Origin of the sequence: Castellaniella sp. (genome assembly GCF_041677825.1) — a bacterium.
Lineage (GTDB): Bacteria > Pseudomonadota > Gammaproteobacteria > Burkholderiales > Burkholderiaceae_B > Castellaniella.
This window is the reverse complement of sequence record NZ_JBAYPG010000020.1, coordinates 16032-41744: the sequence shown is the minus strand read 5'-3', so window position 1 is coordinate 41744 and position 25713 is coordinate 16032. Positions and strand designations below refer to the sequence as shown.

The window sequence follows — 25713 nt, the reverse complement described above, 5'->3', positions numbered from 1 at the left end:
GGCACACGGCGGTGCTGCGGGTGTTCAGGGGCGGCGGCCCTTGGCGCGTACCTGGGCAAAGGCCTGGGCCATGGCCCCCTCCGGGGCGCTGGCAGGGCGTGCCTGCCCTGCATGACGGCTGCGGGCACGCGATGAGGGTGGCGCACCGGCAGCCGAAGACGGCGTCTTGTCACGGGCTGCATCGGGGCGCCGGACGACGCCTTCGGTGTTGTCCTTGCGCATGCTCAGGCTGATGCGCTTGCGGGGCACGTCGACTTCCATGACGCGGACATCCACCGTCTGGCCCACCCGCACCACGTCACGCGGGTCCTTGACGTAATGGTCGGCCAACGCCGAAACGTGCACCAGGCCATCCTGGTGCACGCCGATATCCACGAATACCCCGAAATTGGCTACGTTGCTGACGACGCCCTGCAGTTGCATTCCGGGCACCAGGTCCTGAATCTCATGGACGCCGTCATCGAAGTGGGCCGTTTCGAACCCGGGCCGTGGATCGCGCCCCGGTTTTCTCAGCTCTTCGAAAATATCGCTGATGGTGGGCACGCCAAACCGTTCGTCGGCAAAATCGGCGGGTGACAGGCCCTTGAGCACGTCGGCCTGCCCCATGATGGCATTCAGCGGGCGGCCCAGGCGCTGCAGGATCCGTTCGACCACGGGGTAGGCTTCAGGGTGCACCGCAGAGGCATCCAGGGGGTTGTCCGAGTCGCGGATGCGCAGAAAGCCAGCCGCCTGTTCGAAGGTCCGCTCGCCCAGACGGGGGACTTTGCGCAAGGCCTGGCGGTTGCGGAATGCGCCATGGCGTTCGCGGTAGTCGACGATCTGGCGTGCGAGACCGGTGTTCAGGCCGGATACCCGGGCCAGCAGCGGGGGCGATGCCGTGTTCACATCCACCCCGATCGCATTGACGCAATCTTCGACCACAGCCGACAGCGAGCGCGCCAGCGCGTGCTGGTTCACATCGTGCTGGTATTGGCCCACACCGATGGCCTTGGGCTCGATCTTCACGAGTTCGGCCAATGGATCCTGCAGGCGGCGGGCGATGGACACCGCGCCTCGCAGGCTCACGTCCAGATCGGGAAATTCTTCTGCGGCCTGCGCCGAGGCCGAATACACCGAAGCCCCGGCCTCCGAGACGGCGACGGCCTTGAACGGGTGCGATGGATGCCGGGCCTGCAGTTGCCTGACCAGTTCTCGGGTCTCGCGCGAGGCCGTGCCATTGCCTATGGCCACCAGCGTGATCTTGTGGCGCGTGACGAGTTCAGCCAGTACGCGCAGGCTCCCGTCGACATCCCTGCGGGGTTCGAATGGATGGATCGTGGCGCTGTCCAGCAATTTGCCCGTGGTGTCGATGGCGGCCACCTTGACGCCGGTGCGTATGCCGGGGTCCAGCCCCAGGATGTTGTGCGGCCCGGCTGGTGCGGCCAGAAGCAGATCTTCGAGATTCGCTGCGAACACCCGGATGGCTTCGGCTTCCGCCTGCTCACGCAGCACGCCCAGGCGTTCGGTTTCGAGACGGGGCAATAACCGCACCCGCCATGCCCAGCGACAGACTTCGCCCAGCCAGTGTTGACGGGCATCATCCCGGCTGTCGAAACGGGTGCCCGGTGTCATGGTGTCGGCAATCAGGCGCACGCAGGGGTGAGGGTGTTGCGCTTCGAGCCCTGGCGCCAGGCTGATGCGCAGCTCGAGTATGCCTTGCTGGCGGCCGCGCAGCAGGGCCAGCATGCGGTGGGACGGGATGCGCTGCAGGCTTTCGGTGAATTCGAACCAGTCGCGGAACTTCGCGCCTTCGCGTTCCTTGCCTTCGATCACTTTCGAGTTCAGCACCCCGTGGCGCTCGAGCGTGCTGCGCAGGCCCTGGATCAGATCTGCATTTTCGGCAAACCGTTCGGCCAGGATATCGCGCGCACCGTTCAGCACGCTTTTCTCGTCGCCATATCCCAGGTCTGCGTTCAGATACCCGCTCGCCAGACGCTGGGGATCGGCGCGGATATCCGCAAGAAGTTCATCGGCAAGGGGCAGCAGGCCGGCCTCGATGGCGATCTGTCCGCGGGTGCGGCGTTTGGGGCGGTAGGGGGCATACAGGTCTTCCAGCCGCTGCTTGCTGTCTGCCGCCAGAATGTGGGCCTGCAGGGCTTCAGTCATGAGGCCCTGGGCGATGAGGCTGTGCAGGATGACCGTTCTGCGGTCTTCGAGCTCGCGCAGGTAGGCCAGGCGGGTCTCGAACGCGCGCAGTACCGTGTCATCCAGCCCCCCGGTGGCTTCCTTTCGGTAGCGTGCGATGAAGGGCACGGTGGCACCCGAATCGAGCAGTTGCATGGTGGCCTGAACCTGCGCTGGGCGTACGCCCAGCTCTGTGGCAAGCTGCAGAATGATGGCCTGGGGGGTATCGGTGGTCGGTGCAGGGGCTGTCAATGGATTTCTGTCATCGGGAATGAGTACCAGCGGCGCATTTTGCCACAGTCGGACGAAAGACCTCAATCGCTTGGCGTATGATGCCCGCATCGCAAGTTTCGGTGTATGGATCCTGATTCAGATGGCCAACGACCCCCTGGAGGCTGTGTTCGGGCCTGACGGCTCGCTGGCACGGGCGCTGCCTGCCTACCAGCCACGCACGGCGCAGCAAGAACTCGCGCAAGCCATCTGGCAGGCCCTGCAAGAGGGCGAGGTACTGATTGCCGAAGCGGGCACGGGTACTGGCAAGACCTGGGCCTACCTGGTGCCGGCCTTTCTCTCGGGGCGCAAGACACTCATTTCGACAGGCACCCGGACCCTGCAGGATCAGCTGTTTCACCGTGATATTCCGCGCTTGCGGCACGCGCTGGCGCTGTCGGTGGATGTGGCATTGCTCAAGGGGCGCAGCAACTACGTATGTCATTATCATCTGGATCGTCTCGAGCAGGATCCGGGCGCGCTGAAGTCACGCGAAGAAATTCCGCAGCTGCGCACGATCCGGCAGTTTGCCCGAACGTCCGAATCAGGTGACAAGGCCGAATTGCCGGCAGTGCCAGAAACGGCCGATCTCTGGAATCGGGTGACGTCGACCCGCGAGAACTGTCTCGGCCAGGATTGCCCGTTCGTGCGCGATTGTTTCGTATACAAGGCGCGCCGTCGGGCACAGGATGCCGACGTGGTGGTGGTCAATCATGCACTTTTCATGTCTGATCTGGCACTGCGCGAAGAAGGCGTGGCCAACCTGCTGCCCGAGACCCACCTGGTGGTATTCGATGAGGCCCATCAACTGCCGGCAACCGCAACCCACTTTCTGGGTGAAAGCGTATCCGTCCACCAGGTACTCGATGGCCTGCGCCAGGCTGAGGCAGCGGGGCTGGCCCATGCGCGCGAGGCCGTACGCTGGAGTGACCTGTGCGGGGCCCTCGAGGCCGCTGCGCGGGCCTTTCGCCTGGCCTGTGCGCCGGTGACGGCGCTGCCCGGTGCCCGGGTCACTTTCGAGCAGCTTCCGCAGGCTCAGGGCTTCGATGAGGCCTTCCAGCAGCTCTGTACTGCCATGGACCCGCTCCTCGAGGCACTGGCGGCGCAAGAGGAACGGCATCCCGATCTGGCTGCTGCGTTGCGTATGCTCGAGGGTGTGCATGACCGCCTGCAGCGCTGGGCCACGCCGGCACGCGGCATGCCAGAGGCCGCCGATCACGCGGCGGTGCGCTGGGTCGAGTGCAGCACCCACTCGGTGCGCCTGCAACGCGCGCCCCTGTCGGTGGCCAGGATTTTCTCGGGCTTTCGGCGCGACGGCCAGGCCTGGGTACTTACCTCGGCCACGCTTTCAGTGCGCGGTGACTTTCAGCATTTCCAGCGCCAGCTGGGGCTGGCCGACGCACATGTGGCCAGTTGGCTGTCGCCGTTCGACTACGCCGCCAGAGGCTTGCTGTATGTGCCGCGTGCTTTGCCGGCGCCTGGCTCGGCCGGGTTCTCCACGGCATTTGCCCATGCCTTGCTGCCATTGATGCGTGTCAGCCGGGGTGGTGTGCTGGTCTTGTGCACGACCTTGCGGGCCGTGGCCGAAGTCGCCGATTGCCTGCTGGATGGCGTTGATGGCAGGCTGGTGATGCGCCAGGGCGAGTCGTCGCGCGCCGTGCTGCTCGAGCGGTTCAGGGCGGCAGGGAATGCGGTTCTGGTGGGCAGCGTAAGCTTCTGGGAGGGCATCGACCTGCCCGGGGAAGCGCTCACGCTGGTCGCGATTGACAAACTGCCATTTGCACCACCCGACGACCCTGTGCTCGAGGCACGCCTGCGGGTCTGCCGAGCGCAGGGGGGCAATCCGTTCATGGAGCACCAGTTGCCCCAGGCGGCGATGCTGCTGAAGCAGGGGGCCGGGCGCTTGATCCGCTCAGAGACGGATTGGGGGGTTCTGGTGGTGGGTGACGGCCGCCTGGTCGACAAACCGTATGGCCGGCTGCTGTGGCAGGGGCTGCCGCCGTTTGCACGCACCCGGGATGCCGGGCTGGCCCTGGCGTTTCTCGGCGACCCGCCTGCGCTGGCCGAGTGACGGCACCGCCGGGCTGGGTGCCGTGGCCATCGCGTCGCGTGAAGTGACGGGGCCGGCGGGCCAGGCGCTGGGGCCGGCCGGTCGGCTGATGGGCCCGTCGGGCCAGGCGCTTGGAGCCCTGTTGCCCGGGCTTCAGAACCAGTTGATCGGATTCCAGTAGCTCACGGGTTCATCGAGCCCCTGCGCGTAATACTTGCTGTCGGGGAAGTTGTGATCCAGTACCCGCTTGGCGTCATCGCGCAGTTCGGGCAACTCGAGCCTGTCGTAGCTGAGCATCATCAGGTACAGGGCTTTTTCGACGACTGGCGCGCCCTCGAAATCGGTGATCACGCTTTGTGCCCGATTGGCTGCCGCCACGTATGCACCACGCTTGTAATAATATGTTGCGACGTGAACTTCGTTGGCTGCAATGGTATTGACCAGCCAGGCCACCCGCTTGCGCGCATCGGGTGCATAGCGGCTGTCGGGATAGCGCCGCAGGAGTTCGTTGAATGCGTCGTAGGATTCGCGCAGGCCCTTGGGGTCGCGTTCGCTGGGATCCTGCTGGGTCCAGCTGGACAGTATCGCACTGGGCGGCGTGAAGGTGATCAGGCCCTTGAGATACAGCATGTAGTCCGTACCCGGATGGTTGGGGTATTGCTGCATGAAGCGATCGATCGCCGCCCTGGCCTGTTCGGGTTCCTCGTCTTTCCAGTTGACCCAGGCCTGATCGATCAGGGCCTGCTGTGCGTAGACGCCGAACGGGTAGCGGGCTTCGAGGGCCTCGAGATTCTCGCGGGCTTCGGACCAGTTGGCCCCGGCCATCTCGGTACGAGCCTGGCTGTACAGACGTTCGGCACCCCAGCCGGCGGTGGGGTCGACGTTGCTCGTGGTCGAACTGCACGCCGCCAGCACCACGGTGGCCAGGCCGACCAGCGCAACGCGGGACAGACGGTAAAGGGGTCGGTGCGAAACCAGTGCTTGAAAGGCCACAGGATATCCTTGGTCAAGGTGTTAGCATTGTCGGCAGATTATATGATTTGTCGCAATGACGCACACGAAACCTGATCCTGAAGGTCCCCGCGAGGAAGAATCGCTGCCTTTCGTATTGCCGGCGGGGGTTGTTCCAGAGCGGCTCGACAAGGTGCTGGCCCGGCTGATTCCCGAGCATTCGCGCAGCCGCCTGCAGGCCTGGATCGAGGCCGGGTGCGTTCTGGTGAATGGCCGGCCCGGGCAGATTCGTACCCGGGTGGGGCCAGGTGATTACATTCTGGTGCGGCCCCGGCCTGCCCCTGAAGACCAGGCCTACGTGCCTGAAGACATCGCTTTCGAGGTCGTGGCCGAGTCGCCCGACTGGCTTGTCATTGACAAGCCGCCAGGGCTGGTCACCCATCCTGGGGCTGGAAACTGGCACGGCACTTTGCTCAATGGTCTGTTGTTCCGCTATCCGGAATTGGGCCAGGTGGCGCGTGCCGGTATCGTGCACCGGCTCGACAAGGATACGTCCGGCCTGATGGTCGTGGCGCGCAACGCAACAGCCCAGACTCATCTGGTGCGCCAACTGCAGGCGCGGTCGGTACATCGCGAGTACTGTGCCCTGGTGCATGGCTATTTGCCTGGTACAGGGCGTGTAGACGCCGCGATCGGTCGGGATCCCCGTGTTCCGGTGCGCATGAGCGTACTGCGCCCGGTGGCCCCGCGCCCCGCTCTCACGGCCTATCGCGCGCTTGCGCAGGGTAGGGTGCAAGGCCAGGCCGTCAGCCAGGTGCAGTGTCGCCTGGAAACGGGGCGTACGCACCAGATTCGTGTGCATCTGGCCAGCCTGGGACACCCGCTGCTGGGGGATGTGCTGTATGGCGGGCAATGCCTTGCCGGGGCGCGGCGGCAAATGCTGCATGCCCGCGCATTGACGTTCGTCGATCCTGGCCATGGCGATGAGCGGGCCTTCTGTCGTTTGCCCCCGACAGACTATCAGCAGGTCTGTCGCGCCATCGAATGGCAGGAGGGGGTGCGTGGCCTCGATTGAACTGGCTGCGGGCCTGCAGGCCGAAACAGGCGCCCCCTGGCCCGGCGTACGGTACTTCACCACCTGGCGCGGTGGCGGCGCCAGTGCCACCCCATTCGACAGCCTCAATCTGGGGTTGCATGTGTCCGATACCGAGAGTGCCGTGCTCGAAAACCGGCGCCGGTTGCGGCAGTGTCTGCCGGCCGAACCGCTGTGGCTGGATCAGGTGCATGGCACGACGGTTCATGATGCCGATCGCGGCGTTGCGCAATCCGGGGCATCGGCCCGGCCGGCTCTTGCCTTGCCGCCCTGTGCCGATGCGGCTGTCACCGTGCAGCCACGGCACCCATTGGCGATCCTGACCGCCGATTGTCTTCCAGTCGTGCTGGCCGATCTGGATGCGGGCGTGCTCGGGGTGGCACATGCAGGATGGCGCGGTCTGCTTGCCGGTGTGCTCGAGAACCTGCTGCGGGAGATGCGCGCGCGGCAACCACAGGCTCGCCGGTGGCGCGCCTGGATCGGGCCCGGGATCGGGCCTGATGCCTTCGAGGTGGGCCCTGAGGTTCGGGCACGGTTTCTTTCACTTGCCGCGCAGGACGCACGGCACTTCGTCGCCTGTACCGGAACGGATCGCTGGCTGGCCGATCTGCCTGGCCTCGCACGCAGTCGCCTGCGGCGCGCGGGCGTCGCCGGCATCGAGATCAGCGCCGCCTGCACGCATGGTCTGCCGGAGCGCTTTTTTTCCTACCGTAGGCAGGCGTGCACAGGTCGCCAGGCCACCGTGGCCTGGCTCGATCCGTGATGTCTCCCGGCGGGCCTGTGCCGCGGCTCTGCGGGTCTCGTGTATGCTTGTAACGTGTCCGCGTCAAGTCGTACCTGCTGGCGAATTACCCCGATTGACGGCTGCGCGCGACGTGGCACAATGAAACGCAGCCTCGGCAATTGGGCTGCAGGGTGTATTTCGGCATAGGGGGGTCCGTGGTCAATCCCGTCTTTTTTCCTTGGCAGGCGGCCATGGGCCTGATGACCGGGCAAGGGGCCGCCATCCAGCAGAACTTCATGCGGGCCTGGCAGGATCTCCTTCGCGACGCGCGGCGGGGCACGCTCAAACCGCCAGCTGATCGGCGTTTTTCATCCGCAGCCTGGGCCGCCAGCCCGCAGGCGCTGTTCACGGCGCATGCCTATCTCATCACGGCCGAAGCCCTGAAAGAAATGGCCGAGGCCGCGCGGCTCGACGATGCCGCGCGCGAACGCCTGCAGTTTGCCATCATGCAGTGGGTCGAGGCCGCGTCGCCCTCCAACTTTCTGGCCACCAACCCCGATGCGCAGAAGCGCCTGATCGACACTCGAGGCGAGTCCCTGCAGCGGGGGCTGGCGAACCTCATGCACGACCTGCAGCGTGGGCGCATCACCCAGACAGACGAACACGCCTTTCAGCCCGGTGTCAATCTGGCGATCACGCCGGGGGGGGTGGTGTACGAAAACGCCCTGATGCAGGTCATTCAATACAGCCCCCAGGTGGAAAGAACGCATCGCATCCCGTTGCTGATGGTGCCGCCGTGCATCAACAAATACTACATACTCGATCTGCAACCCGCCAATTCCGTCGTCGCGCATGCGCTGCAGGCCGGCTTCGACATCTTCATGGTGTCCTGGCGCAACCCGCGTCCAGACGACGTCGATGGTACCGATACCCGGACCTGGGACGATTACCTCGAGCAGGGGGTGCTGCAGGCCATGCAGGTGGTGTCGAAGATCACCCGCCAGCGCAAGATCAACGTACTGGGGTTCTGCGTGGGTGGCACCATGCTGGCCAGCGCCCTGGCCGTGGCCAGGGCCCGGGGTGGCGACCCTGTCGCGTCGCTCACTTTGCTCACCACGCTGCTCGACTTCGGCAATGCGGGTATTCTCGATGTCTTCGTCGATGAACTCCATGCCCGGGCACGCGAGCGCCAGCTGGGGCAGGGTGGCCTGATGACGGCCGCGGAACTCTCCACGACGTTTTCTTTCCTGCGGCCGTCCGAACTGGTCTGGAACTACGTCGAAGCCAATTATCTCAAGGGCGAATCCCCACGGGCGTTCGACCTGCTGTCCTGGAATGCAGATGGCACCAACCTGCCGGGTCCGTTCTTTGCCTGGTATTTCCGCAACATGTATCTCGAGAACCGCCTGGTCACCGGGCAGTTGGAGAGCTGCGGGGTGGCGATGGACCTGCAGGCGCTCGACATGCCAGCCTACATCTACGCATCGCGCGATGATCACATCGTGCCCTGGGCGTCGGCCTATGCATCCACGCAGTTGCTCGCGGGGCCATTGCGCTTCGTGCTGGGCGAGTCGGGCCATATTGCCGGTGTGGTCAACCCGCCCGAACGCGGCAAGCGCGGGTACTGGTCGGCTGGTCCACAGCATCTGCCACCCGATCCCGAGGGCTGGCTGGAAGGCAGTACGCATGCCGGGGGCAGCTGGTGGCCCGACTGGCTGCAATGGCTCGAAGCCCATTCCGGCCCATTGCGGGCGGCGCGCAAGACGCTGGGCAACAAGAGTTTTCCCGTCATCGAGCCCGCTCCCGGGCGCTATGTCAAAGTCAAGGCTGTCTGAAAGGAGATCATCATGAGCGGAAAACTGGCTTACGTCACTGGTGGTATGGGTGGGATCGGCACCTCGATCTGTCAGCGCCTGGCGACAGAGGGGTTCAGGGTGGTGGCGGGCTGCGGACCCAGCCGGGATTTCGAGAAATGGCTGGCCGAGCAGGCTGCGCAAGGGTTCGATTTCAGTGCGTCGGTAGGCAATGTGGCAGACTGGGATTCGACCGTCGAGGCTTTTGCCAGGGTGCGCGAGGCGCACGGCCCCATCGATGTGCTCGTCAACAATGCCGGGATCACGCGTGACGGGGTATTTCGCAAGATGACCCTCGATGATTGGCGCGCGGTCATGGACACGAACCTGAACAGCCTGTTCAACGTCACCAAGCAGGTGATCGATGACATGGTCGAGCGTCAATGGGGCCGTATCATCAACATCAGCTCGGTCAATGGCCAGAAAGGGCAGTTCGGCCAGACGAACTATTCCACGGCCAAGGCGGGCATCCATGGATTCACCATGGCCCTGGCCCAGGAAGTCGCGGGCAAGGGCGTTACGGTGAATACCGTGTCGCCGGGTTATATTGGCACTGAAATGGTGCGTGCCATTCGGCCCGACGTGCTCGAGAAGATCGTGGCGACCATCCCGGTCAGGCGTCTGGGTACACCTGAAGAAATCGGCTCCATCGTCGCCTGGCTGGCCTCGGATGATTCGGGGTTCTCCACCGGGGCCGATTTTTCCATCAATGGCGGTTTGCACATGGGGTAATGATGGCGCAGCAGAAAACCACAACCTCGGCCGGTCGGCTGATCAAGAAGTACCCGAACCGGCGTCTGTACGATACGCAGACGAGTTCGTACATCACGCTGGTCGACATCAAGCAGCTGGTGCTCGATAACGTCGAATTCACCGTGGTGGATGCCAAGGCGGGTGACGACATCACGCGCAGCATCCTGCTGCAGATCATTCTCGAAGAAGAGTCCGGCGGCATGCCCATGTTCTCGGCGCAGGTGCTGGCGCAGATCATCCGTTTCTACGGGCATTCCATGCAGGGCGTGATGGGGTCCTTTCTTGAAAGAAACATCCAGATCATGATCGAAATCCAGGAGCGCATGGCCGAGCAGTCCCAGGGGCTGTATCAGCAGCATTTCGGCCCGGAAGCCTGGGCACAGCTGGTGAACATGCAGACCCCTGCGCTGCAGAACATGATGAACAGCTACCTCGAACAGAGCCGGGGCGTATTCATGAAAATGCAGGAGCAGATCCAGGACCAGACCCGCAGCCTGTTTCCGGGCTTTCCGTTTCCGCCCGACACGAGCAGCAAGAAGAAGAAATGATGCCCGGGGTACGCCACGGGCGTGTGGGGCCAGGCCCCACCTGAGGGCTGTGCAGACAGCCCTTTTTTCCGCCCGGTTCAGGGCCGCGCAGGGCCTGGAATATACCACCAGGCCACGAGCCAGCCGGCCAGCTGGGTGAGCAGCAGCGTGGCGACGGTTGCAGGCCAGGCGTGCCAGGCGTATGCCAGCCCGCAGGCCCATGCGCCCAGAAAACCGCCACAGTAATACACCGTGTAGTACAGGCCATTGGCCAGCGAGCGGCCTTCCGTCATCCGTTGGGCCACGAAGCTCATCACGGCGGATTGGGCAATGAACGTGCCGCAGGCCGCCAGGGCCAATGCAACGATGATCAGCCACGCAGGCTGCACCAGTGTCAGCGCCACGGCCCCCATGCTCAGCCCCAGGGACAGCAGGATGGCGTTGCGTATGCCAATGCGCGGGATGATGTAGCCCATGACGGGCATGACCATCATGCCCAGCAAGTAGACCGTGAACAGGTTGGCCAGGTTTCCCGGGCTGTAGTGGTACGGTGCGCTGGCCAGGTGCAGATTGATGTACGTGAACAGTGCGATCTGCGAGAACAGCAGCGTGGCACCCACCAGGCTGGCCACCCGCAGATCGCGGCTATGGAGCAGCCGGCGCAGCGTGACCAGGCTGGCGTGTACATTCGGATTCGCCTTGAAGCAGCGCGACGCGGGCAGCCCGCGCCAGATGATCACGCCCCCCACAAGGTTGAAAAGGGCCATGACGCCATAGGCTTCGCGCCATGACATGTATTCTGTCAGGTGCCCGATCATGAAACGCCCCAGAAAGCCGCCCATGATGCAGCCGCACACATAGAGCGTCATGGTGCGCACCATGCGCGCGCCGCTGAATTCTTCACCGATGTATGCCGTGATCACCACCGAGACGCCGGGCACCGCCAGGCCCTGCAGGAATCGAAGCAGCAGCAGGCTGTGGACGTCTTCCACCAGCATCATCAGTGCGGTGGGCACCGCAAGGAAGAACACCGAGCCTGTAATGAACCACTTGCGCCCCAGCGCATCCGACACGATGCCCATGAACGGGGCGACCAGGGCGATCGCCAGGATGGTGATGCCGACCGCCTGCCCGGCCTCGACGACTGTGGCGTTCAGATCCGCCCGGATCTCGGGCAGGATGGATTGGATCGAATAGACCTGTATGAAGGCGAACACGCCCACCAGCACGATGGACAAGGCCAGCAACAGGCGCTTTTTATCGCCTTGCGAAAGGTGCAGCGAAGTGGCAGGGAACATGGGCGATCAGTGTAAACCCCTAATTGTATAGGAGATTGACAAAGCCCATGGATTACTTGAACATACCACTTGTCCGACAAGCTGCCGAAACTGCTACGATAAGTTGGCGATGGCTCCTGGCAGAAAATTTCCGGATACTGGAATGTGATCAGACTGGCCATTCTGGATCAAGTCTGCGCAAGGGTTTCTGGTGCGCGGGATGCGGACGGCACGATTTTCGGTGTTTGACCAATTCAGGAAAATAAGCATGAATGCGGCTGCAAATGATATTTTGGATTATTCGAGGTACATACCTGGTGGCGCGATGTCCCTGAACCGGGTTATTTCCCCGATGAGAAGGTTCGTCCGCGCCGAAGGTGCCTATATGTGGGACGATCAGGGGCGCCGCTACATCGACTACCATGCCGCCTTCGGGCCCTATCTTCTGGGGCATAATGACCCGGATGTCGAAAAGGCGGTGGTCAGTGCAATCATGGACCGTCAGTCCCTGATGGGGGCGGGTACGACCCCATGGGAAGGTGAAATTGCGCGCCTTCTGGTCGAGTCGGTACCGTCCATGGAACAAGTCCAGATCACCAATACCGGCTCCGAGGCCGATGCCTATGCAATTCGGCTGGCGCGTGCGGCGACAGGGCGGGAACGTATCCTGGTGATGCAGGGAGGATACAACGGCTGGTCGGATGCCGTCGCCTACAATGTCATGGATGTCAACGATGAAGTTCGCAATCATGTCAGGGGCACCGAATATTCCAAGAATCCGATCACGGCAGGTATTCCAGAATCCCAGCAAGAATTGACGCATGTGGTCGAGTTCAACGATATCGAGGCCGTTGAAAAGGTTCTGGCGCGCAAGGATATCGCGGCTGTCATTCTTGAGCCCATCCTGCAGAACATCGGTATTGTGAAACCCCAAGAGGGTTACCTGCAGAAATTGCGTGCCCTCTGCGACGAGCACGGAACGGTGCTCATTTTCGATGAGGTCAAGACCGGGTTTCGGCATGCCCTGGCCGGTTATCAGGGCCTTTGCGGGGTGAAACCCGATCTGTCCACCTTCGGCAAGGCTGTGGCGAATGGATACCCATTGGCCGTGATCGGGGGGAAGCGCGAAATCATGCAGCACTTCAATCACCCGGATCCGGCAAGGAAGGTGCTGATTGCCGGTACCTACAACGCACATCCGATTCCAGTGGCTGCCAGTATCGCCGTGATTCGCAAGCTGGCCGAGCGCGGTGATGAAATCTACGGTCACCTGGAGTCTTTGGGGCAATATATCGAAGACGGCCTGAAGACCATCTTTGGGCGGCAGCCCTATCCGACCACATTGGTTCGGCAGGGTTCGGCATTTTGTGTCTACTTCATGGATCACGCTCCACAAAGCTGGCAGGACATCGTGCTGCACAACGATAATGACAAGGATCTCAGGTACAGGAAGGCATTGGTGGAAAAGGGTATTCTCCAGTTCCCGATCCCCAGCAAGCAGGGCAGCATTTCGTTTGCCCACACCAGGGAAGACATCGATCTGACACTGGAAATCACTGAAGACGTCGTCAGGTCATTGACCTGAACCGTCATTCAAAAATATCTTGATCGGAACCTTTGCAAGGGAGACAACTCATGAGCTTCAAAAAAATGAAGTCGGCTTTTTATCTGGTGTCGGCACTCAGCCTGACCTGTTTTACCGGATCGGCTCTCGCCCAGAGTTCGGCAACCGTTCTCAAAGTGGCCACGATGGAGGTCGCGGATGCACCGAACACGATGGGCTGGGAAGTGTTCAAGCAGTATGTCGAATCAGAGTCCAATGGTCGTTACAAGATCGACATACACCATTCGAGTCAATTGGGATCATCCACCGAGCTGATTCAGGCCGTGTCGTCGGGTGCATTGAAGATTGTGCATGGTGACGAAACCATTGCGGCCATCTACGATCCCATGCTGGTTCTGAGCATTCCGTATCTGTTTTCCAATGAAGTGGTTGTACGGAAATTCTTCGAAAGTCCATTCTTCGAAAAGATCAGTGAAGGTTTCACGAAGAAATCAGGGATTCGCGTTCTGGCGTCGCAGACCTACGGATTTCGCAGCTTCATCAACAGCCAGCGTCCGATCACGAATATCAAGGACATCGAGGGCCTGAAGATACGGGTGCAGGACAACCCGCTGATGGTGAAGTTCATTCAGTCATTGGGCGCACTGCCAACCACGACCTCGTGGGGAGAACTCTACAGCGCGTTGCAGCAAAAGGTGGTTGATGGCGCGGAAAACCCCCCGGGCCTGGTCTATGACGCCAAGTTCTACGAAGTTACCAAGTACATGTCGCTCGATCAGCACACCCTGGCCTTCAACTTCTTTTATGTCAATGATGACTGGTACAACAAACTGTCCGACGAAGACAAGGATATCTTCTACACCGCATCCCTGTTGGGGTCGGCCGTTGAGTTCGGCGAGCGGATCTACGGCAACCGGGTGAGTACGCTGGGCCTGCTTGAAAAGAAGGGGATGGAAATCAATACTCTGGGCGCAGATGAGCTGGCCCGGTTCAAAGAGGCATCCCAGCCAGTCATTCTTGAGTGGCTCAAGGGCCGGATCGGCGAAGAAATGGTCAATGAGGCGCTGGATCAGGTCAAGCAGATTGAAACGCAGATCATGAAAGAGGCCACAGCCAAGAACTAGGCTGCCGTCTGATCCGGTGTGCTCCAGGGGCCCCAACCTGTATGGAATCTTGCATTCTGTTCCTGTGGGTTGGGGCCTTGTCCTGTCAGCCTGTACGGGCCGTCCAATAAACGCATGAACAAGAAAGTCGTCAATGGCAATGGGGAATATGCGCAGTCGGATGTGTTGTTGCCGCACGCGCCACTGGACAACAGTACGCGTGGTTTCATCGAGGCCGGCATGCGTGAAATGATGCAGTCCAGTGCCGTTCCGATGAGTGCTGCCCGGGGTGGCGCTGTGCATTTTTTTCCGACACCTCACATGACCTGGTGTTTTTCATTGACAATTGAGCGCCTGCAGGCCTGTGTGGCCCTGGATATCGACAGGCACCTGTCTGTCAAAAGGCTCGGATACCTCATGCCAACAGGTTTCAACCCACTTTGATCGTGATCACCAACATGTGCAAGACAGCCAAGATATTGAATGATGTTCTGGAATACATTGACTCCAGAATGCGGATCTTCATCCGTATTGTCATTATTTTGCAAATGGGCTTGATGGCCCTTATCGTGAACCTGCAGGTGGTGGCCCGATATTTTCATGTGGCATTCATCTGGGCCGATGAGATCTCCCGCCTGCTCCTGGTCTGGAGCATGATGCTCGGTGCAGTATATGCGCTGTCCGACAATCAGCACATCGGGCTGTCTTTCATCATTGACCGCTTTTCAGGGGCGAAACGGAAATTCATCATGCTGGTCAACAATCTGGCCATGCTCCTGCTGTTGGTCGTGATTGCCATCCAGGGCATCAAGATGCTGCCAATGTTTGGCATGTCGAAGGCTGCAGCGACAGGCATGCCTATTTCGGTGCCGTTCTTTGCCATCCCGTTTGCTGCCATCTGCATGATCATTGTGCTCGCTCGGGTGATTGCCAATCTTGTGCTGCATCGGCATTCAAATGTCGTCCTGGATCGGCAATCTTGACCAGCACGATTTTTGCCTGATCGGCCTGCCCGGCTTCAATAGTCTATTTTTCATTTCCATGCTCAGGGGTTTTCATGCAGCAGATCGAAGAGACCGCCATCTACAGGGAATACATTCGACTGAATTCCGAGTCGGGGCGGCACGCTCGAAGAGCTCAGCAATCGATTCCGGCCGGGGCTTCGCGTACGCTTCTGCGTTTTCCTCCTTATCCTTTTTTCGTGCGCCAGTCGGTAGGCAAGCACACCTTTGATATCGATGGCAATCGGCGCATCGATTTCAATAATAATTACACATCCCAGATCCTGGGCCATGCCGATCCACGGATCGTCAAGGTAGTCGGTACGCAGATGCAGTCTGGTTCGGTCCATTCGAGTCCAGGTGAACTGGAGATCGAATTCGCTGAATTGCTTGCCGCACGCATACCTTCTGTCGATCAAGTCGTGTTCCTGAATTCGGGCACCGAAGCTGTGATGATGGCCTTGCGCATCGCGCGTGCCTACACTGGGCGCAACCGCATCGCCAAGGTCGAAGGGGGGTATCACGGCTGGTATGATCCGGTGGCGCAGGGTACCAGTTTGATACCGGAATTGGGTGACCCACGCCAGGTCTCGCGCCCGCAGGCTGAGTTTGCCGGTTTGCCTCAGGCTGCGGCCGATGACGTGACGGTGTTCAAGTACAACGATGTGGAAGCGGTCAAGGAACTGTTCGCCACTCACGGCCAGGACCTGGCCGCGGTGATTGTTGAGCCATTGTTGTGTTCCAGTGGCATGATACCGGCCGATCGGGCGTTTCTCGCGGCCATCCAGACCGAGGCTCGCAAGCATGGCGTACTGATCATATGCGACGAAGTCGTTACATTGCGTCTTGCTGAAGGTGGTTTTCAGTCCGTGCTGTCGTTCGAGCCCGACCTGACCACCATGGGCAAGATCATCGGTGGCGGCTTTCCGGTGGGTGCCGTGGGCGGGCGTCTGGAAATCATGCAGACCCTGACTGCCCGGCCAGCACGTGGTGGCGCTGTGGCGGGCATGGGGACGTTCAGTGCGAATCCGGTTTCGATTGCTGCCGGCCTGGAGACCATGAGGCAACTCAGTGGCAAAGCGATAAGCGATCTGAACGCTCTGGGCAATTTTGCCATGAACGCGCTGCGTGAGCAGATCAGAGTGCATGGCGCACCGGCACAGGTAGCGGGGTATGGGTCGCTGTTCCAGATTCATTGGACGACCCTGAGCCTGGTGGATTCGCGGGGCGCAAATACGGCGGATGAGAATCTGCGCCTGCTGTGCTTTCTGGGGCTTCTCAACCGTGGTGTCCAATTGTCGATGCGGTGTGGAGCGGCACTCTCACTGCCTATGGCGCGTACTGACATTCAGGTGCTGGCCGACGCATTCTCCGACGTACTGGCCGAACTGAAAAAAGAAGGCCTCTTTGCCCCGCGCGTGCGCTAACCAGACACCAGAACCGGAAATCACAGATGACTTATCTGTCCATTGCTGCAGTTTTCTTCACTTTCCTCTTCATCGGGATGCCGATTGCCTTCGCAATCGGCCTGGCTGCCCTTGCAGGGATATTTGTCGCTGGGGATTATCCACTGTCCATTGTCGTTCAGCGCATGTATACGGGGATTGATTCGTTCACCATCCTGGCCATTCCACTCTTCATACTGGCAGGAGACATCATGGTATCGGGCCGGCTCACGCACCGGCTCATCGATATTGCGGATCTCTTCGTCGGCAGGATGCGCGGTGGCGCAGCACAGACGACAGTGGGTGCTTCCATGATTTTCAGCGGGTTGACGGGCTCTGCCACGGCAGATGCCTCGGCCATCGGATCCATCATGATCCCTACCATGCGTGATCGTGGCTACAAGACCGAATTTGCGGCAGCGGTGGTCGCGGCGTCTGCTGTCGTTGGGCCCATTATTCCGCCCAGTCTGACCATGATCATCTACTCGGTGACCACGGGTGTGTCCATTGGCGGTCTGTTCGTTGCGGGAATCATCCCGGGAATCATCATGACGATATTCATCAGTATCGCGACCTACATGATTTCCAGAAAGAACAATTATCCGCGCAGCGAAGCAGACTTCACGCTGTCGTATATTATCCGGACATTGCGGGTCGGTTTCTTTGCATCGCTGTTGCCCGTGATCATAGTGGGCGGCATTCTCGCCGGCTATTTCACGGCCACCGAGGCCGCTGCAGTGTCAGTCGCGTTTGCAATCATCTTCAGCGTCATCCAGAGAACATTCGATGTGCGCCAGCTGCCGCAGATACTGTTCAATGCGACGCTGATCAGCAGCGTGGTGATAATGATACTGGCCACATCCAATGTGCTCAGCTGGATCCTGAGTGTATCCAATCTGCCCAATGACATTGCCGATGTGCTCAAGAGCCTGTCTGACAATAAGTATGTCTTTCTGTTGCTCGTGAATATATTCCTGTTGATTGTCGGAACCTTTCTGGATACTTTTCCAGCTATTTTCCTGCTCGCACCCATCCTGCATCCGATCGCCTTGAGCTATGGTGTCGACCCACTGCAATTTGGCGTGATCGTCTCGGTGAACATTCTCATTGGCCTGATTACACCACCAGTGGGAACCAATCTGTTCATAGTGTCTTCAATAGCGAAAACAACGGTAGAAAAGATCACCAAGGCGATTCTGCCATTCATTGTGGTCGAGATCATCGCATTGTTCCTGATTACCTACATACCTGCGCTGTCGCTGTACCTGCCAAAATTGGCCGGTTATTGAGTCCGGGGTGGCGGACTTTTCCTCCGCTTGCATCGATTTCCGCCCTCCAGAGGCGAGGCGTGCGGCACGGCGGGCGGATGATCAGTCCGCCAGACGGCGACCAGCAGTTCAATGATGTAGGTGATTTCCTGCTTCAGCCACTGGACGATCCGCGTGCTCAGTGCGGTGTGTTTCATTCCATTGACTGCCCGGTTGTGCCGTCGGGAACAGCGGGTCAGGTGCCCCGTCCCGCATCAGGCAAATGTTCTGTCAGACGATATGGAGACCACCGCTGACATGCCGCGTTTCGCCAGTCATGTAGGAGGCCAGGTCGGAACACAGAAATGCCACGGCAGAAATGCCACGGCAACGGCCACTTCCCAAGCCTTGCCGAAGCGGCCCATGGGGGTGTCCCAGTGTTTCCAGTTCGTGTTGCAAGGCCGAAAGTCTGCTGGAATCCTTGCCGCAGAGTGCCAGGTGCGCCCCGGCGTGGCCCATCAGACGGGTCACTTCGCGACCGATCCCGCCTGTTGCGCCCGTGATCAGGGCTGTCTTGCCATCGAATCGGATCATCCTGTTCTCCCGGGGCGTGAATCGGACGAAAATGGTCCCGCAACTGAAAACCACCGCCTGGTTGCTGATCAGGGCGGTGTTCCGGGTTGATGTCCTTGTTGTCAGGTCGACCCGGGCCTGTTTAGAATTATACTCAGCTTGTCTGACAAACAAGGTTTCTTATCAGACAGGATGGCGCGCCTGCAGGCGCAAGGAGCCAGTCATCAATTCATCACAGCCTGCTTTTACTGAAACGGCCTGCACGCTGTCATTTGCCGGCTTGCGGGGCAAGGTCGTCTGCATGACCGGTGCAGCCACCGGCATCGGCCTGGCCAATTCGCACGCCTTCGCGGCGGCTGGACGGCCAATGGATACATTTAACCGCTTGTTAAAATTCAATCGTTTGTCAAAGGGGCTTTTTCATGCCTGAATGCATTTCGCTGACCTCCCCTGCGCCCTGGGTGGATATCCGGGTGACCGATGAAGACTGGCGCGGCGCAGATCCCCAGCTGCTGGGTACGCTGCTGGGGCACATGCACCTGATTCGTGCGTTCGAAGAAACAGTCGTCGAACTGGCACTCGAAGGGCTGGTGCATGGTCCGGCACATTCCAGCATTGGGCAGGAAGGGGGCGCCGTCGGTGCGCTGGCAACCCTGCGGGCAAGCGACAGGGTCAATGGTTCGCATCGCGGACATCACCATTTTCTCGGAAAATCCCTGGCCTGTCTGATGCCCGATGGCATGGATCCCCGTCAGCCTCTCACGCAGCCCGTGCTTGCGCTTCTGCAGCGCACCCTGGCGGAAATTCTAGGATTGGCGCAGGGCTTTTGTCGTGGCCGCGGCGGCTCCATGCATTTGCGCTGGGACGAAGCCGGGGTCACGGGCACCAATGCCATCGTGGGGGGTGGCGTACCTTTGGCCGCGGGGGCCGCCTGGGCGCAGCGCCAGGCCGGCACCGACGATGTGTCCGTGACATTTTTCGGTGATGGCGCAGTGAACATCGGTTCCGTGCTGGAAACGATGAACCTTGCCGCAGCCTGGAAATTGCCCATCTGCTTTTTCATCGAGAACAATCGCTACGCAGTGTCCACGCACGTAGAGGAAGCCACCGCCGAGCCGCGTCTGTCGTCGCGTGGGCAGGCGTTCAACATTCCCAGCTGGAAAGTGGATGGCATGGATGCCTTTGCGGTGCACATCGCCATGCAGCAGGCGCTGGCGCATATGCGCTCGGGTCAGGGGCCGACGCTGATCGAGGCGGACGTCTACCGGTATCTGCACCAGAATGGCGGCTATCCGGGCAGTGCATTTGGCTATCGCAGCAAGGAGGAAGAGGCGCAGTGGCGCGCCCGCGATGCGCTCGATGCCCTGGCGCGGCGCATGGTGGGCATGGGCATGCTGGGCGAAGAAGATGTGGCAACGCTGCGCGGGCGGGCACAGGATGCGATGCGCCAGGCCGTCGCGGCCCTCATCGAAGACGATCCGCACGGCAAGGCCGGGCAGCGCCGCATCATGCCGGCGCTTTGGCCTGATCCCGGTTTTCGCGATGTCGGTCTGCGCGGCGATGGCTTCGAGCTCGGAGGCCTGCGTACGGAAGAGCAGGATACGTTCAGTGGCAGGCTTGAAACGGCCCGATTCATCGACATCGTGGCCGATACCATGGCCCGCAGGATGGAGGCCGATCCCCGCATCGTGATATTGGGTGAAGACGTGCATCGCCTCAAGGGCGGCACGAACGGGGCGACACGGGGGTTGCGCGAGCGCTTTCCCGGGCGCGTTCTGGGTACGCCCATCAGCGAAAATGCCTTTGCCGGGCTCGCGGGCGGGGTCGCCATGGATGGTCGCTACAGGCCCGTGGTCGAATTCATGTACCCCGACTTTCTCTGGGTTGCGGCCGATCAGGTGTTCAACCAGATCGGCAAGGCGCGGCACATGTTCGGTGGCGAGATCCAGATCCCGCTCGTCTTGCGCACCAAGGTCGCCATGGGCACGGGGTACGGGTCGCAGCACTCCATGGATCCTGCCGGCGTGTTTGCCACCAGCCCGGGCTGGCGCATCGTGGCGCCAGCCACGCCGTTTGATTATGTCGGCCTGATGAATGCAGCCCTGCAACTGGAAGATCCGGTGCTGGTCATCGAGCACGTGGATCTGTATGCCAGTTCAGGTCCGGCACCAGTCGATGACTTTGATTATTGCACACCCTTTGGCAAGGCGGCCATCCGGCGGCAGGGCAGGGATCTGACCATCCTTGGCTATCTTTCCATGGTGAATCACGCCCTCGAGGCGGTGCAGCAATCGGGTATCGACGCCGAAGTGATCGACTTGCGCTGGCTGGACCGCGCCAGCCTCGACTGGGATACCATCGAGGCCAGCATCCGCAAGACGAACAATGTGTTGATCGTCGAGCAGGGTGCCATGGGCACGTCATATGGCGGCTGGCTGGCCGATGAAATCCAGCGCCGCTGTTTCGACTGGCTCGATCAGCCCGTCGAACGCGTCATGGGGGGCGAGGCCTCGCCCAGCATTTCCAGGGTACTCGAGCGTGCTGCGTGTGCGCGCACCGAAGAGGTCGTGACGGGCTTGAAGAGGGTCGTGGCGGCGCAGGGCCGACCCATCCCCGAGGATATCGTGATTGCATCGGCCGGAGTGCGTTGAGATGGCCATTCTGTTGCGCATGCCTGAAATTTCCGCCAATCTGGAATCGGCCACCATCGTGGCCTGGTCCAAAGCCGAGGGGGATCGCGTCCAGGCGGGTGATTGCCTGGCGGATATCGAGACCGACAAGGCTGTCGTGGAGTGGGAGGCCGAGCAGGATGGGGTTCTGGGGCCCGTGCTGGTGCCTGCCGGGCAAGAGGTTGCCGTGTCGACACCAGTGGCCGTGCTGCTGGAAGAAGGCGAGGCCAGTGTCGATGTGGACGCCCTGCTGGGCGCGGCCCGGCCCCAGGTCGATGAGGCGGCCTCGCGGTGCCCGGACGGGCACAGCACAGACATGAAGACCACGGCCAGCGATCTGGACTCGGTAGCCGTAGCCCCCGATCTGGATGCTGCTGCACCCGCACGGATTCTGGCCAGCCCGCTGGCGCGCAATCTGGCGGCACGCTCGGGCATGGCGCTGGCCGGGCTGGCCGGCTCGGGCCCCGGAGGGCGTGTGGTCCGACGCGATGTGGAAGCCGCGGCACGCGCTGCAGGCCTGCGGCCCGCCTCTGTCGGGCTTGAGCCAGCGCAGCATTCACGTACGGCAGCCGCTGCGCCCATCGCGGCGGGTACGGCCACTGCCGCGACCACGGCCTCGCTGGCAGGTACGGCCACTGCCGCAGCCCCGGCCCCGCTGGCAAATACGGCCACTGCCGCAACCACGGCCCCGTTGGCAAATGCGGCCACGGCCACTACAACGGCCACGGTTGCACCCACGGCCGACGTGGCGATCGCCCACAGCGCAATGCGCCGAACGATTGCGCGCCGGCTGCTCGAGAGCAAAACCACCGTTCCACATTTCTATCTGCGTCTCGACTGCCGTGCAGACGCCCTGCTGTCGGTCCGTGAGCAGGCCAATCAGGCCGGTTCCTGCCGGATTTCGGTCAATGATCTGGTCGTGAAGGCGGCAGCGGTCGCATTCCTGACGGTGCCCGAGATGAATGTCAGCTGGACCGAAGACGCGTTGATCCATCACTCGGGGATTGATATTTCAGTGGCAGTGGCCACGGACGATGGCCTGATCACGCCTGTATTGCGAGACGCCGGACACAAACCGATGGCCCGCCTCAGCGCGGAACTGTCCGAGTTGTCCAGGCGGGCGCGTGCGGGTCGGCTGGTACCCCATGAATATCAAGGTGGCCATTTCACAGTCAGCAATCTGGGCATGTTTGGCGTACCTGAGTTTTCCGCCATCATCAATCCGCCGCAGGCAGCCATACTGGCAGTCGGTTGCTGTGAGCGCCGGCCGGTGATCGGATCGGACGGCGCTTTGCAGGCCGCATCCATGATGACGGTCACGTTGTCGGTGGACCATCGGGCCGTGGACGGCGCGCTGGCTGCACGCTGGTTGCAGGCCTTCAGGCAGGCCATCGAAGCGCCCATGAGCCTGTTCGTTTGAGAATTCTTCCGGGGCATTGCACATGATGGCTGGTCATGCTTGGCTGCTTGCCATCATGCCAGATCCCGTTGCGCGGATGTGTGCCCCGAAAGTAATGAATGGGCAGGTTGAACAGGTTGGGCTGGATGCTTTGCTGACCGCACCTGCCGGATGGGTCGCGATCGCATGGTGGTCTCCAGATCCGGATCTGAGCGTTCAGGGACAGGATGGCTTGCGTGACAGGGACGGGATGGCGGCCTCCAGCAGCCCGTTCATACGGGCATGATGCATGGGCCCGCCCCGATGGCGCGGAAACCCGTAGCCATACAGGTAGACGACGTCGACATCTTCTTCGGAGCGGGCGAAGCCCTCGGCAACGATGTGCCGGCCTTCTGTCGCGAGTGCGCCAATGAGCGTCGATACGATTTCGTGATCGTCATAATCGCGTATCGCCCGTTTCCGATCCGCCCTGTGCTGAGCGAGCATCGATTCCACCGCTCTCGATGCCGTGCCTTTTGGGTGCTGTTCGCTGTAGTCGTACCAGCCCTTGCCTGTTTTCTGGCCGAACCGTTCTGCCTCGTACAGGAGTTGTTCCAATGGCGCGATATCTGTGCCTGGAAAGATCTTTCGACGCGTGCTGCGCACCTGATAGGATACGTCATTGCCAGCGAGGTCGAGCATGTGGAACGGGCCCATGGCCATGCCCCACGCTTCGAGTGCCTGATCGATCCGATAGGGGCTGACGCCTTCTTCAACCATGATGAATGCCCGGTCCAGATAGGCTTCGAGCATGCGGTTTCCGATGAAGCCGTGGGTGACGCCTGCGATGACAGCCACCTTTCCGATCTTGCGTGCAAATGCCAGGGCAGTGGCCAGCGTTTTGCGCGATGTACGTGCGCCTTCCACGACTTCCACGAGCTTCATGACATGGGCTGGTGAAAAGAAGTGCAGGCCAAGTACGCGAGCGGGATTGCGCGTTGCAGAGGCGATTTCGTTGATGTCCAGCATCGACGTGTTGCTGGCAAGCAGGCAGTCCGGTCTGCAGACTTGATCCAGACGGGCAAAGATCTGCTTTTTTGTACTCATGTCTTCGTAGACCGCTTCAATGACCAGATCCACATTTCCAAGTGCAGCAAGGTCGAGTTCGGTGCGCAGCATGCCCAGGGCCTGATCGGCTGCATTCTGCAGGATGCGGCCCTTTTCAACATCTCTGGTCAGGGCCCGTGCAATCATGGTGCGGGCAGCGTCCAGCGCTGGAGTGCCAGTATCGATCAGGGTAACGGGCAGGCCGGACTTCAGGGTAGAGATAGCAATGCCACGGCCCATCGTGCCCGAGCCAACGATGCCGACTGACTTGATGGCTGAGCTTTCTGGTTTTTCGCCCTCCAGTTTGCCGGCCTTTCTCTCGGCAAAGAATGCGTAGCGCAATGCAATCGATTCGGCACTGTCATGAAGTTCTCGAAAAAGGTGTGCTTCGGCGTCCAGTCCGCGCTCGAAACCCAGCCGTGCGCCGATTGCGATCGCCTCGAGAGCCGCCTTGGGCGCATTGCGCAGTTCTGGGTTGTCGAGTATGGCGCAGGCGTCTGCCGTCTCTGTGGTGGACAGAGGCAGATCGCGTAGTCTGGGTACGCTGATCTGGCCTTGCGCCAATTGCAGAGCGAGAAGTTTTGCGGCCTCCAGCGGGTCGTCGTCAAGGGATTGCAGCAGTGCCGTACCCTGGAATTCGCGTGCCTTGTGGAAACTGCCTGACGTGATCATGCGGGCTGAAAGTGCGGCACCGATGGCCCGAGGCAGGCGTTGGGTTCCACCCGCGCCCGGTAGCAGACCCAGCTTCACTTCAGGAAAGGCCAGCTGAGCGTCTGGATGAGCAGTGCGTGCTGCACAACCCAGAGCGAGTTCGAGGCCGCCACCCAGGCACAATCCAGTCAGTGCCGCGACCACGGGCTTGGGGTTTGATTCGATTTTGGCAATGAGCGCATTCAGATCTGGCTCTGACTGCATATCCCTACTGCCGAATTCAGCAATATCAGCGCCACCCGAAAAGGCTCGTGCGTTGCCCGACAGGACAACTCCCAGAACGTCCGGATCTGCATTGGCAGCATCGATGGCATCCCGGATATGCCGCCTCAGTGTTCTCGACAGCGCATTGACAGGCGGGTTGTCCAGAACGACAACCTGAATTGTGGATTGTGTCATTGATAGGCCTTCTTGAGTGATTTCCATTGAGTCGGTTGCTGTAGTCTGCGCATTCATCAGCCGGTATCTGTCTGCTCGTCATTTTCGAGGAATTTCCTGATGCCTTCGCGCATGATCTCGACGATCTGTGCTTCTTTGCTGTCGAGTCGTGAAACTGGCCCCCCGACGCCCAAGACCAGATTGCGGCCGTAGTTGCGTCTGGGCAGAGGCATGGCAATGATGCCGGCCTCGGGTGTAATGACATGCCGGGAAATGTAGTAGCCATCTCTGCGGATCCTGTGGATCACTGGCAGCAGCGTTTCGAGGTTGGCATGGTGCTCGGGTGCGAGAGTCGCATTGATCCGGCGCACAAGCCGGTCAATTTCGTCATCGGTGTGCAGGCTCAGCAGAGTTCGCCCGATGCCCGATATGGCAAGTGGACGTACGTCGCCCGGCGGGACTTCGAAGCGCAGACGCTGTGACGACTGAATCGTGTGCAGGTATTGCGCCAAAAGATCAGATTGGGTGCTGATGGAGGTCACCTCGTCGGTCCGCGCATGCACATATTCCACCAGCGACATGATCGAGGTTTCACCAAACAGCTTGGTTTCCAGCCACCGACCCATGCGGGCGATCCGCATCGTCGGCATGTATGTGCGGGTATCACTGTGGTAGAACAGGTAGCCCAGCGTCACCATGCTTTTCAATAGTGCCGAAGCGCTGGAGCCTGGATAGCTGAATTTTGTGGATATTTCCTTCAGGGAAACAGGTCTGCGAATTTCTTCGAAGTACTCGAGAACCTCAAAAATTCGACGTGCAGTCTTGATCGCTGGATTTGGTTTTGTCATCAGGCCTCACTACACAAGTGTGAAATCA

At 60.9% G+C, this 25713-nt stretch carries 21 protein-coding genes; 15 read left to right on the top strand and 6 right to left on the bottom strand.

The window, feature by feature from the left end; translation table 11 throughout:
- Nucleotides 1-24 precede the first annotated feature (24 nt).
- Complete coding sequence (locus WCY17_RS09595; protein ID WP_372701958.1) at nucleotides 25-2505, bottom strand: Tex family protein; 2481 nt, start codon at nucleotides 2503-2505, stop codon at nucleotides 25-27.
- A gap of 31 nt (nucleotides 2506-2536) precedes the next feature.
- On the opposite strand from WCY17_RS09595, the gene WCY17_RS09590 reads away from it, so the two are divergent.
- Nucleotides 2537-4504: an ATP-dependent DNA helicase gene (locus tag WCY17_RS09590; protein WP_372701957.1), complete on the top strand. Its 1968-nt coding sequence runs from the start codon at nucleotides 2537-2539 to the stop codon at nucleotides 4502-4504.
- A gap of 132 nt (nucleotides 4505-4636) precedes the next feature.
- Here WCY17_RS09590 and WCY17_RS09585 read toward each other — a convergent pair whose 3' ends face one another.
- The gene (locus tag WCY17_RS09585; protein ID WP_372701976.1) at nucleotides 4637-5434 is read right to left on the bottom strand and encodes an outer membrane protein assembly factor BamD; all 798 of its coding nucleotides are present in this window, start codon (nucleotides 5432-5434) and stop codon (nucleotides 4637-4639) included.
- A 97-nt stretch (nucleotides 5435-5531) separates the two neighbouring features.
- On the opposite strand from WCY17_RS09585, the gene WCY17_RS09580 reads away from it, so the two are divergent.
- From WCY17_RS09580 to phaR, 5 genes are all read left to right on the top strand, one after another.
- Nucleotides 5532-6509, top strand: coding sequence for an RluA family pseudouridine synthase (locus WCY17_RS09580; protein WP_372701956.1), 978 nt, complete (start codon nucleotides 5532-5534; stop codon nucleotides 6507-6509).
- Entirely contained in the window at nucleotides 6496-7290 is a 795-nt protein-coding gene (pgeF, locus tag WCY17_RS09575; RefSeq protein WP_372701955.1) for a peptidoglycan editing factor PgeF, read from the top strand. The genes WCY17_RS09580 and pgeF overlap by 14 nt, the downstream gene beginning before the upstream one ends.
- A gap of 212 nt (nucleotides 7291-7502) precedes the next feature.
- Complete coding sequence (locus tag WCY17_RS09570) at nucleotides 7503-9086, top strand: PHA/PHB synthase family protein (RefSeq protein ID WP_372701975.1); 1584 nt, start codon at nucleotides 7503-7505, stop codon at nucleotides 9084-9086.
- A 12-nt stretch (nucleotides 9087-9098) separates the two neighbouring features.
- Nucleotides 9099-9836 carry an acetoacetyl-CoA reductase gene (gene phbB, locus WCY17_RS09565; RefSeq protein WP_372701954.1) on the top strand — a complete coding sequence of 246 codons (738 nt, stop codon included), beginning with the start codon at nucleotides 9099-9101 and terminating at the stop codon, nucleotides 9834-9836.
- Nucleotides 9837-9838: 2 nt separating this feature from the next.
- Nucleotides 9839-10405: a polyhydroxyalkanoate synthesis repressor PhaR gene (gene phaR, locus WCY17_RS09560; RefSeq protein WP_372701953.1), complete on the top strand. Its 567-nt coding sequence runs from the start codon at nucleotides 9839-9841 to the stop codon at nucleotides 10403-10405.
- Nucleotides 10406-10482: 77 nt separating this feature from the next.
- Here phaR and WCY17_RS09555 read toward each other — a convergent pair whose 3' ends face one another.
- On the bottom strand, nucleotides 10483-11682 hold the full coding sequence (locus tag WCY17_RS09555) for an MFS transporter (RefSeq protein WP_372701952.1): 1200 nt from the start codon (nucleotides 11680-11682) through the stop codon (nucleotides 10483-10485).
- 331 nt (nucleotides 11683-12013) lie between these two features.
- On the opposite strand from WCY17_RS09555, the gene WCY17_RS09550 reads away from it, so the two are divergent.
- From WCY17_RS09550 to WCY17_RS09525, 6 genes are all read left to right on the top strand, one after another.
- Nucleotides 12014-13246, top strand: coding sequence for an aspartate aminotransferase family protein (locus tag WCY17_RS09550; RefSeq protein WP_372701951.1), 1233 nt, complete (start codon nucleotides 12014-12016; stop codon nucleotides 13244-13246).
- Nucleotides 13247-13296: 50 nt separating this feature from the next.
- Nucleotides 13297-14349, top strand: coding sequence for a TRAP transporter substrate-binding protein (locus WCY17_RS09545; RefSeq protein WP_372701950.1), 1053 nt, complete (start codon nucleotides 13297-13299; stop codon nucleotides 14347-14349).
- Nucleotides 14350-14463: 114 nt separating this feature from the next.
- Nucleotides 14464-14772 (top strand): hypothetical protein, encoded by a 309-nt coding sequence (locus WCY17_RS09540; RefSeq protein WP_372701949.1) that lies wholly within the window; start codon nucleotides 14464-14466, stop codon nucleotides 14770-14772.
- 125 nt (nucleotides 14773-14897) lie between these two features.
- Nucleotides 14898-15311, top strand: coding sequence for a TRAP transporter small permease (locus WCY17_RS09535; protein ID WP_372701948.1), 414 nt, complete (start codon nucleotides 14898-14900; stop codon nucleotides 15309-15311).
- A 74-nt stretch (nucleotides 15312-15385) separates the two neighbouring features.
- On the top strand, nucleotides 15386-16756 hold the full coding sequence (locus tag WCY17_RS09530; protein WP_372701947.1) for an aspartate aminotransferase family protein: 1371 nt from the start codon (nucleotides 15386-15388) through the stop codon (nucleotides 16754-16756).
- A gap of 26 nt (nucleotides 16757-16782) precedes the next feature.
- The gene (locus WCY17_RS09525) at nucleotides 16783-18063 is read left to right on the top strand and encodes a TRAP transporter large permease (protein WP_372701946.1); all 1281 of its coding nucleotides are present in this window, start codon (nucleotides 16783-16785) and stop codon (nucleotides 18061-18063) included.
- Between the two features lie 249 nt (nucleotides 18064-18312).
- Here the strand turns inward: WCY17_RS09525 and WCY17_RS09520 are convergent, their stop codons facing one another.
- Complete coding sequence (locus WCY17_RS09520) at nucleotides 18313-18615, bottom strand: SDR family NAD(P)-dependent oxidoreductase (RefSeq protein ID WP_372701945.1); 303 nt, start codon at nucleotides 18613-18615, stop codon at nucleotides 18313-18315.
- Between the two features lie 31 nt (nucleotides 18616-18646).
- On the opposite strand from WCY17_RS09520, the gene WCY17_RS09515 reads away from it, so the two are divergent.
- Genes WCY17_RS09515 through WCY17_RS09505 form a run of 3 tightly spaced genes read left to right on the top strand, consistent with a single transcriptional unit; the run spans nucleotide 18647 to nucleotide 22683 of the window.
- Nucleotides 18647-19024: a hypothetical protein gene (locus WCY17_RS09515; protein ID WP_372701944.1), complete on the top strand. Its 378-nt coding sequence runs from the start codon at nucleotides 18647-18649 to the stop codon at nucleotides 19022-19024.
- Nucleotides 19017-21245: a thiamine pyrophosphate-dependent enzyme gene (locus WCY17_RS09510; protein WP_372701943.1), complete on the top strand. Its 2229-nt coding sequence runs from the start codon at nucleotides 19017-19019 to the stop codon at nucleotides 21243-21245. Before WCY17_RS09515 ends, WCY17_RS09510 begins: the two co-directional genes overlap by 8 nt.
- 1 nt (nucleotide 21246) lies before the next feature.
- Nucleotides 21247-22683, top strand: a complete 1437-nt coding sequence (locus WCY17_RS09505) for a 2-oxo acid dehydrogenase subunit E2 (protein WP_372701942.1) — start codon at nucleotides 21247-21249, stop codon at nucleotides 22681-22683.
- Nucleotides 22684-22878: 195 nt separating this feature from the next.
- On the opposite strand, the gene WCY17_RS09500 is transcribed toward WCY17_RS09505, so the two are convergent.
- Nucleotides 22879-24858 carry a 3-hydroxyacyl-CoA dehydrogenase NAD-binding domain-containing protein gene (locus WCY17_RS09500; RefSeq protein WP_372701941.1) on the bottom strand — a complete coding sequence of 660 codons (1980 nt, stop codon included), beginning with the start codon at nucleotides 24856-24858 and terminating at the stop codon, nucleotides 22879-22881.
- Nucleotides 24859-24914: 56 nt separating this feature from the next.
- Nucleotides 24915-25685 carry an IclR family transcriptional regulator gene (locus tag WCY17_RS09495; RefSeq protein WP_372701940.1) on the bottom strand — a complete coding sequence of 257 codons (771 nt, stop codon included), beginning with the start codon at nucleotides 25683-25685 and terminating at the stop codon, nucleotides 24915-24917.
- Between the last annotated feature and the right edge of the window lie 28 nt (nucleotides 25686-25713).

What these genes read in the sequence shown, in the direction of transcription:
- WCY17_RS09595 (WP_372701958.1), bottom strand. Translation starts at nt 2,505, where the DNA reads ATGCGGGCATCATACGCCAAGCGATTGAGGTCTTTCGTCCGACTGTGG.
- WCY17_RS09590 (WP_372701957.1), top strand. Translation starts at nt 2,537, where the DNA reads ATGGCCAACGACCCCCTGGAGGCTGTGTTCGGGCCTGACGGCTCGCTG.
- WCY17_RS09580 (WP_372701956.1), top strand. Translation starts at nt 5,532, where the DNA reads ATGACGCACACGAAACCTGATCCTGAAGGTCCCCGCGAGGAAGAATCG.
- WCY17_RS09570 (WP_372701975.1), top strand. Translation starts at nt 7,503, where the DNA reads ATGGGCCTGATGACCGGGCAAGGGGCCGCCATCCAGCAGAACTTCATG.
- phbB (WP_372701954.1), top strand. Translation starts at nt 9,099, where the DNA reads ATGAGCGGAAAACTGGCTTACGTCACTGGTGGTATGGGTGGGATCGGC.
- phaR (WP_372701953.1), top strand. Translation starts at nt 9,839, where the DNA reads ATGGCGCAGCAGAAAACCACAACCTCGGCCGGTCGGCTGATCAAGAAG.
- WCY17_RS09555 (WP_372701952.1), bottom strand. Translation starts at nt 11,682, where the DNA reads ATGTTCCCTGCCACTTCGCTGCACCTTTCGCAAGGCGATAAAAAGCGC.
- WCY17_RS09550 (WP_372701951.1), top strand. Translation starts at nt 12,014, where the DNA reads ATGAGAAGGTTCGTCCGCGCCGAAGGTGCCTATATGTGGGACGATCAG.
- WCY17_RS09545 (WP_372701950.1), top strand. Translation starts at nt 13,297, where the DNA reads ATGAGCTTCAAAAAAATGAAGTCGGCTTTTTATCTGGTGTCGGCACTC.
- WCY17_RS09540 (WP_372701949.1), top strand. Translation starts at nt 14,464, where the DNA reads ATGAACAAGAAAGTCGTCAATGGCAATGGGGAATATGCGCAGTCGGAT.
- WCY17_RS09530 (WP_372701947.1), top strand. Translation starts at nt 15,386, where the DNA reads ATGCAGCAGATCGAAGAGACCGCCATCTACAGGGAATACATTCGACTG.
- WCY17_RS09525 (WP_372701946.1), top strand. Translation starts at nt 16,783, where the DNA reads ATGACTTATCTGTCCATTGCTGCAGTTTTCTTCACTTTCCTCTTCATC.
- WCY17_RS09520 (WP_372701945.1), bottom strand. Translation starts at nt 18,615, where the DNA reads ATGATCCGATTCGATGGCAAGACAGCCCTGATCACGGGCGCAACAGGC.
- WCY17_RS09515 (WP_372701944.1), top strand. Translation starts at nt 18,647, where the DNA reads ATGGTCCCGCAACTGAAAACCACCGCCTGGTTGCTGATCAGGGCGGTG.
- WCY17_RS09510 (WP_372701943.1), top strand. Translation starts at nt 19,017, where the DNA reads ATGCCTGAATGCATTTCGCTGACCTCCCCTGCGCCCTGGGTGGATATC.
- WCY17_RS09505 (WP_372701942.1), top strand. Translation starts at nt 21,247, where the DNA reads ATGGCCATTCTGTTGCGCATGCCTGAAATTTCCGCCAATCTGGAATCG.
- WCY17_RS09500 (WP_372701941.1), bottom strand. Translation starts at nt 24,858, where the DNA reads ATGACACAATCCACAATTCAGGTTGTCGTTCTGGACAACCCGCCTGTC.
- WCY17_RS09495 (WP_372701940.1), bottom strand. Translation starts at nt 25,685, where the DNA reads ATGACAAAACCAAATCCAGCGATCAAGACTGCACGTCGAATTTTTGAG.